General features: G+C 63.0%; 2 protein-coding genes and 1 pseudogene. All 3 read left to right on the top strand.

Going from position 1 to position 1,345, the window contains the following annotated elements; translation table 11 throughout:
- Positions 1-330: pseudogene (locus IBX54_RS15135) on the top strand (oxidoreductase); the annotation flags it as partial.
- 38 nt (positions 331-368) lie between these two features.
- Positions 369-971 carry an isochorismatase family protein gene (locus IBX54_RS15130; RefSeq protein WP_296543474.1) on the top strand — a complete coding sequence of 201 codons (603 nt, stop codon included), beginning with the start codon at positions 369-371 and terminating at the stop codon, positions 969-971.
- 81 nt (positions 972-1,052) lie between these two features.
- Positions 1,053-1,345: undecaprenyl-diphosphate phosphatase (locus tag IBX54_RS15125; RefSeq protein ID WP_296543473.1), on the top strand; the 293-nt coding region annotated here is incomplete at its 3' end.

Below are 1,345 nucleotides of genomic sequence, written 5' to 3'. Positions count from 1 at the left end.
GATGCCGTGGGCTCGCACACGCTGGCCAATGCGCTGGCGCAAACACGTTACGGCGGCGTGGTAGCCGCCTGCGGCCTGGCGCAAGGCATGGACTTGCCGACCACGGTGATGCCGTTCATCTTGCGTGGTGTCACGCTGGCCGGGGTTGATTCGGTGATGGCACCGCTGGCCAAACGCCAGCGCGCCTGGCAGCGGCTGGCACTTGACCTTGACCCAGCTCTGCTGGAGACCATGGTGCAAGAGGTGCCGCTGGAAGCCGCCATTGCCAGCGCGCACGACCTGATGGATGGCAAGGTGCGTGGCCGGGTGGTGGTGAAGATTGCGGTTTAATCGCGCCATGCCCTGTCATTTACTTATGAAAGCCCGCCATGCTGCTTGACGCCGAACGCTCCCAACTCGTGCTGGTTGACTACCAGCCCCGCCTGATGCCTGCCATTTTTGAAGGGCCGCAGGTGCTGGCCAACGCCATGCGCCTGGCCCAAGCGGCCCAATTGATGCAGGTGCCGGTATGGGGCACCGAACAAAACCCGTCCAAACTCGGCGAAAACCCGCCCGAACTGCGCGCCCTGTGTCGGCGCATCCTCGCCAAAATGCAATTCAGCGCGGTCGAAGAAGGTCTGGGCGAGTGGCTGCGCCCGCCCGTCAAGGCACCTGCGGGCAACGCGCGCAGCTTGCCCAAGCACTTGCAAAAGCCGTCCAACACACCCACCGAGCGCAGCAGCATCGTGATTGCCGGCTGCGAGGCCCATGTGTGCCTGCTGCAGACTGCGCTGCATTTGCTCGAAGACGAGTTCGAGGTTTGGGTGGTGACTGACGCCTGCAGCTCGCGCACCGAGCGCAACCGTGACGCCGCCTTTGACCGCCTGGCCGGTGCCGGCGCCGAGCTGGTGACCACCGAAATGGTCGCCTTCGAGTGGCTGCGCAGCGCCGAGGTGCCGCAGTTCAAGGCAGTGCATGCCTTGATCAAGTAGCTTGACCTGGCCGCTCGAGTTGCTGCTGCGGAAAACGCGGCACGCGGGCGGCGATAATCTGCGCCTTGTTTAGGAGCGCGCGTGGATATTGTTTTGCTGATCAAGGCCGCCATCATGGGCGTGGTGGAAGGGCTGACCGAGTTTTTGCCCATTTCGAGTACCGGGCATCTGATTCTGGCCGGCGCCCTGCTGGGCTTTGATGACGACAAGGCCAAGGTGTTCGACATCGCCATTCAGACCGGCGCCATCTTTGCCGTGATCCTGGTCTATTGGCAAAAAATACACGACACCGTGCTGGCCCTGCCCACCGAAAAACAGGCGCAGCGCTTTGCCCTCAATGTGCTGATCGCCTTCGTGCCGGCGGTGATTTTGGG

Source organism: Rhodoferax sp. (assembly GCF_014859475.1).
GTDB lineage: Bacteria > Pseudomonadota > Gammaproteobacteria > Burkholderiales > Burkholderiaceae_C > Rhodoferax.
Note: the sequence above shows the minus strand (reverse complement) of the source record. Positions and strands in the feature narration are given on the sequence as shown.

Bases quoted from the DNA above. Each gene is read 5' to 3' on its own strand.
- IBX54_RS15130 (WP_296543474.1), top strand. From the start codon at position 369: ATGCTGCTTGACGCCGAACGCTCCCAACTCGTGCTGGTTGACTACCAG.